The sequence below is a fragment of the Streptomyces sp. NPDC027962 genome, assembly GCF_055566095.1.
In genome coordinates, this window is record NZ_JBVHTA010000088.1 from 1 (window position 1) to 4,695 (window position 4,695).

Consider the following 4,695-nt stretch of genomic DNA (forward strand, 5'->3'; position numbering starts at 1 on the left):
GAGCTTCGTTGCGTACGTCGCGCGCCCACAGAACATCGTCACACCGCCGTGACCTGCACGCCTACAAGATCACCCCGACTTTGAAATCGCCCTGAGCTGGCAGCACGCCGCCTCGAATCCGCACGGCTGCTACGGCACGCGGAGCGCGAACTCGAGTCGGCACAAGACCACGGGAAGCACCTCCTCGATCAGCACCGGACCGGGGGCAACGCGGCCCGCATCGAAGAGCTCCAAGCCGCTGGCACCCCGCCCGAGGAAGTCCGCCAGGCTCGGGACCGCATGCACCAGGAGCGCTGGGTCGTGAACATCACCACGTTCGACTTGAGCTGCCGAGCCGCCAGTGCGAAGGACGTCCGCAAGTGGCTGCTGGGCCCTCATGGGGTCTGGCTGCCGATCGCGGTGGACGGGGTGGAACTGGTCAACCCGGCGCGGACACCGGCAAGTTGGACGACGGGCCTTTAAAAGAGCTGAATGATGCTCTTCACACCCTCCACCTGTGGGCTGGCCGCCCCTCCCTGACCGAGATGTATGCCCTTTTGAGCGATGGGGCGAAGAAGAAGATCTCTCGAAGCACCCTGCACTCCGCCCTCACCGGTACGGCTATGCCACGGCGGGACACGGTCGACGCTCTGGTTGAGATCCTGGGGAGCCGAGCGCGGAACACCACCCCAGAAGAGCAACTCCCTCGGTTCGATGCGCTGTGGCAGCGGGCTGCGGTGGGGGAAATTTCGGCGGAGATCCTCGCGGAAGTGCCCATTGGCCGACCTGATCTGACTTCCCTGCTGAGCCAGCACTTGGACAGTCACCCCGAGGACGTCACCCCGACGTTCGAACTGTTGGACAAGCTGCGGAGAGACCGGGTCGAGAGTGAAGAGCAATACATGGAGCTGTTCTCACGGTTGCTCGATACAGGGATGATCACGCTGGCCGATGTGGAGACCGCCAAGGGAAGCGCTATCGCCCACCTTGTTCAGGGCCTTGAGGCTCGTGGACAACGCTGACCATCTTCGACGCGCACTCCCCGCCCGCAGTTTGCCCAGCCTCCTGTGACACTTCCTGCAGCGTGTCAAGGCACAGCCTCCCCACGTCTCTGTCCATCTTCTGATCGGCGCGGCCCCAGGCGCCCGTCCTACTCGGCAGCACTATCGGTGTCGGCGAGGTCCAGCTGGCCGGCAAGTCGGGCGGCGAGGGTGTGGCCGGGGTGGGTGTCGTGGCGTCGGCGTCGGCGGTTGTAGCGCTGGGTGGTGCGGGGGTCCTTGTGGTTGACCGCGTCCTGGACGTCCTGCAGCGGGACGCCGGCGTCGAGGGAGTCGGTGATGAAGGCGTGCCGCAGCACGTGCGGCTTGATGGAGGAAGCCTGCGGCAGGCCGGCCTTGGCGGCGAGGCGGCGCAGCAGCTTCCACACCTCCGGTTCGCGCAGCCGGGCGCCGGTGCGGGTGGTGAACAGCGGCCCCTGGGTACGGCCGTTGAGGTAGCGCTCGAGGGCGTCGAGGGCGAGCGGCACGACCGGCTTGGGCCGGATCTTGCCGCCCTTGACTCGTAGCGGCAGGGTGCGGTGGCCGCGGTCGTAGCCGAGCTGGTCGGCGTCGAGGGCCAGGACCTCGTCGACGCGCGGGCCCATCAGGTACAGCAGCTTCACGAGCGCCTCCGCGCGCGGGGACCAGGCGGTCGCCGTGGCGATCAGCTTGGCCGTCTCCTCTTCGGTGAGGCCCTCGGTGGGCGACTCGTCCGGGTCGACGACCGGGCGCAGCACTGCCTCGAACGGGTCCGTTTCCGCGGCCCGGGCCCGCACGGCGTAGCCGTAGAAGCTGCTGCAGGCGGAGAGCAGGTTCGCGCGGGAGGCGTCCGAGCGCGGCTTGCCGGTCGGCGCCATCTCCCCGTACTGGCCGCCCTTGACCCGGCGCAAGGTCGGGGCGGTCTCCAGGTGGCGGGCGAAGGCGTCGGCGAGCGGGAAGCCGACGGCTAGGGGGTGGCCTCCCCTCTCCCGGACGTACGCCTCCCAGACCCGAAAGCCGCGGGCGTACGTGCGGCGGGTGTGGGCGGAGGGCCAGCGGGCGATCCAGCCGCCGGCGACGTCCGGCAGGCCGTCGTGCTCGCCGTAGATCTGCAGCAGGTCCTGGCGCAGCGCGCGGGCTTCGAGCGGCCAGTCGTCGCGCGGGTCGACGAGGTTGGCAAGTTCGGCGGACGGGCGGGGGACGAGGACGCTCATGCGTGGCGGCCCATCAGGTCGCGGACGGCGGCCGCGGCGTCGGCGAGCACCTTGGCCGTGGCGTCGTTGCCGCCGAGGGCGGTGACCGGGTGGCGCAGGGCGTCGATGGTGCCGGCGATGTTGTAGAGGACCTCGGCCGGGGCGGCGGTGCTGGCGACGTCGTCCATGAGCGCGAGCTGGGCGGCGGCCGAGCGCAGGTCGAGGGAGCGGGCGGCGGCGGGGTCGGGCTGCGGGGTCGTCATGATCCGACCCTAGCCAACTGAGGGAAGGATAAAGGTCATTATTCTTCCCTCAGTTGAGCCCCTGACCGGTACGATCAACCGGCATGACGACCACCCCGCGCCAGCGCTTCTCCGTCCGCCTCGGCGTAGCCGAAGCCGTCGACGACGCTCCGTACGATGGGGTGCCCTCCCACCTGGAGCAGCCTCTACGAAGGTGGGTGGAGAGCAATTTCTCACCGAACCCCGACCCCGACGCGTTGGCAATCTGCCTGCGCCTGCGAATCACAATCCCGGCAAACATGTATCCCGGCGCGCGCCTGGGAGCTGCCGAAAAATAACTCCTTGATTCTTGACGGGGTTACGGCGGCGTGAGGTCGTGCCCGGCGATCTCGGCGAGTTGCTGTGCGGTGGTCACGGTGAGGGCGCCGATGGGGATGGTGAGGTCGAGTGCGGCCATGACGGGGGCGGCGTCACGGAGGGTCGCGCCGATTCTGTTCTTGGTCAGGCTGGTGGCCTCGGCGAGCGTTGCGTGTGTCATGGACCAGCGTGTCTTGAGGAGGAAGACGACAAGGTGGTCGGCGGCGGAGAGGCGTCGACCACCGGCGCCGGGGTCGCCGTCGGGGCGCTTTCCGGGCAGCAGGATGGGCGGATGTCCGGTGCACCAGGTCTGGTAGCGGGTGACGAGGTCGTCGAAGGCTGCGGATTCGAGCCCGGTGAGGCTGGGGTGTCGCAGCCAGGCGGGCGTCTTGTCTCCGGCGGGGAACCGGCCGAACGCCGGATCACGGTGCGGCGCGGGGGCCGGTGGCGCGAGAGGCTCGGGACGCAGGGTGTAGTTCCAGGTGCCGTGCCAGTCGTGCGGGGCGAGGGGGAGGCGGTTCATGATCTCGTCGGGGACGGTGATGCCGGTGGGGTAGGCGCCGGGGTCGAGTTCGGCGTGCACGGTCAGGCCAGTGCGGGTCGTGGTGGAACCGATGGTGTTGACCACGACTTCGTGGCTGGTCAGCGGCCTGCCGCGCCAGTTGATGCTGATCTGGGAGAACTGAGGCGACCCCCGTGACGTGGACACTCTGACAATGGATCTTGCAGATCCAAGGGAGGGTGTTCTGGTGGGACGTAAGTCTCCGTATCCGGCGGAGTTCAGGAACGACGCCAAAGTGCTCTATCGCGCGGCGGGCGGGGAGCGCACGTACGCGGCGGTCGCGGCAGATGTCGGGGTGACCGGCGAGACGCTGCGGAGCTGGGTCCGCCAGGCCGACGAGCACGCGGGCCGCGCTCATAGCCACGGTGAGCAGAGCGCGGAGAGCCGGGATGAGGAACTGGCCCGGCTGCGCGCGGAGAACGGCCGGCTGCGCAAGGCGGAGAAGGAGTGGGAGCTCGAGCGGGAGATCCTGCGCCGGGCAGCGGCGTATTTCGCCAAGGAGATGAAGTGAAGACCCGCCGCTGGGACTTCGTCTCCGCCCACGCCGAGGCCTTCGGCGTCCAGCGGATATGCCGGGTCCTTCGGGTCTCGCGCTCGGGCTACTACCGGTGGATCGCCGGCGCGAAGACCCGCCGGGAGCGGCAGGCCGCCGACGACGCTCTGCTCGTGGAGATCCGTGAGATCCACACCGAGCACAAGGGCGCCTACGGGGTCCGGCGCGTCCATGCCGAGCTGCGCGGCTTCGGGCACACGGTCAACCGCAAGCGCGTCGAGCGCCTGATGCGCGCCAACCGGCTCGAAGGCCGCCATCTGCGGCGCCGCAAGCGCACCACGGTCCCCGACCGGCTCGCACCGCCCGCCCCGGACCTCGTCCAACGCGACTTCACCGCCGCACGGCTGGACGAGAAGTGGTGCGGCGACATCACATACGTGCAGGTCGATGGCTCGTGGCTGTACCTCGCCTGCGTCATCGACATCTGCTCACGCCGAGTGCTCGGCTACTCCATGGCCTCGCACATGCGCGCCGAGCTGGTCATCGACGCACTGAAGATGGCGGTGGCGACCCGCGGCGGCAACGTCGGCGGAGTGATCTTCCACGCGGACAGGGGTTCGCAGTACACGTCGGCCGCGTTCGCACAGGTCTGTGATGGTTTCGGGATCCGCAGGAGCATGGGACGCGTCGGCTCGAGCTACGACAACGCCCTCGCTGAGAGCTTCTGGCAGGGGCCGAAGAGGAAGACGATGCACCAACGGCTGTTCCCGACGATGCGCCAGGCGCGGCTGGAGATCTTCCAGTGGCTCACCTACTACAACGCCCGCAGACGCCACAGCGCCCTCAACTACCT

General features: G+C 68.8%; 6 protein-coding genes and 1 pseudogene. 4 read left to right on the plus strand and 3 right to left on the minus strand.

All coding sequences use genetic code 11. The features are described 5' to 3' along the window. The first annotated feature begins 300 nt into the window (after positions 1–300). Positions 301–462 (plus strand): hypothetical protein, encoded by a 162-nt coding sequence (locus tag ACZ4SA_RS36570; RefSeq protein WP_468283066.1) that lies wholly within the window; start codon positions 301–303, stop codon positions 460–462. Further along, positions 444–1,001 carry a hypothetical protein gene (locus ACZ4SA_RS36575; protein WP_468283069.1) on the plus strand — a complete coding sequence of 186 codons (558 nt, stop codon included), beginning with the start codon at positions 444–446 and terminating at the stop codon, positions 999–1,001. The genes ACZ4SA_RS36570 and ACZ4SA_RS36575 overlap by 19 nt, the downstream gene beginning before the upstream one ends. 128 nt (positions 1,002–1,129) lie before the next feature. Here ACZ4SA_RS36575 and ACZ4SA_RS36580 read toward each other — a convergent pair whose 3' ends face one another. Together ACZ4SA_RS36580 and ACZ4SA_RS36585 are read right to left on the minus strand one after the other, a co-directional pair. Next, positions 1,130–2,209, minus strand: a complete 1,080-nt coding sequence (locus ACZ4SA_RS36580) for a tyrosine-type recombinase/integrase (protein ID WP_468283072.1) — start codon at positions 2,207–2,209, stop codon at positions 1,130–1,132. Further along, positions 2,206–2,451, minus strand: a complete 246-nt coding sequence (locus ACZ4SA_RS36585) for a hypothetical protein (protein WP_468283075.1) — start codon at positions 2,449–2,451, stop codon at positions 2,206–2,208. The genes ACZ4SA_RS36580 and ACZ4SA_RS36585 overlap by 4 nt, the downstream gene beginning before the upstream one ends. A gap of 83 nt (positions 2,452–2,534) precedes the next feature. Here ACZ4SA_RS36585 and ACZ4SA_RS36590 point away from each other — a divergent pair, with 83 nt between their 5' ends. Further along, positions 2,535–2,768, plus strand: coding sequence for a hypothetical protein (locus ACZ4SA_RS36590; protein ID WP_468283078.1), 234 nt, complete (start codon positions 2,535–2,537; stop codon positions 2,766–2,768). A gap of 20 nt (positions 2,769–2,788) precedes the next feature. On the opposite strand, the pseudogene ACZ4SA_RS36595 reads toward ACZ4SA_RS36590, so the two are convergent. Continuing rightward, a pseudogene (locus ACZ4SA_RS36595) lies at positions 2,789–3,469 on the minus strand (ISAzo13-like element transposase-related protein); the annotation flags it as partial. 67 nt (positions 3,470–3,536) lie between these two features. Here ACZ4SA_RS36595 and ACZ4SA_RS36600 point away from each other — a divergent pair. After that, a protein-coding gene (locus ACZ4SA_RS36600) for an IS3 family transposase (RefSeq protein WP_468283081.1) occupies positions 3,537–4,695 on the plus strand; the annotation gives its coding sequence in 2 pieces (ribosomal slippage) (positions 3,537–3,792 and positions 3,792–4,695; 1,160 coding nt annotated over the 2 pieces). This gene is flagged as partial in the annotation.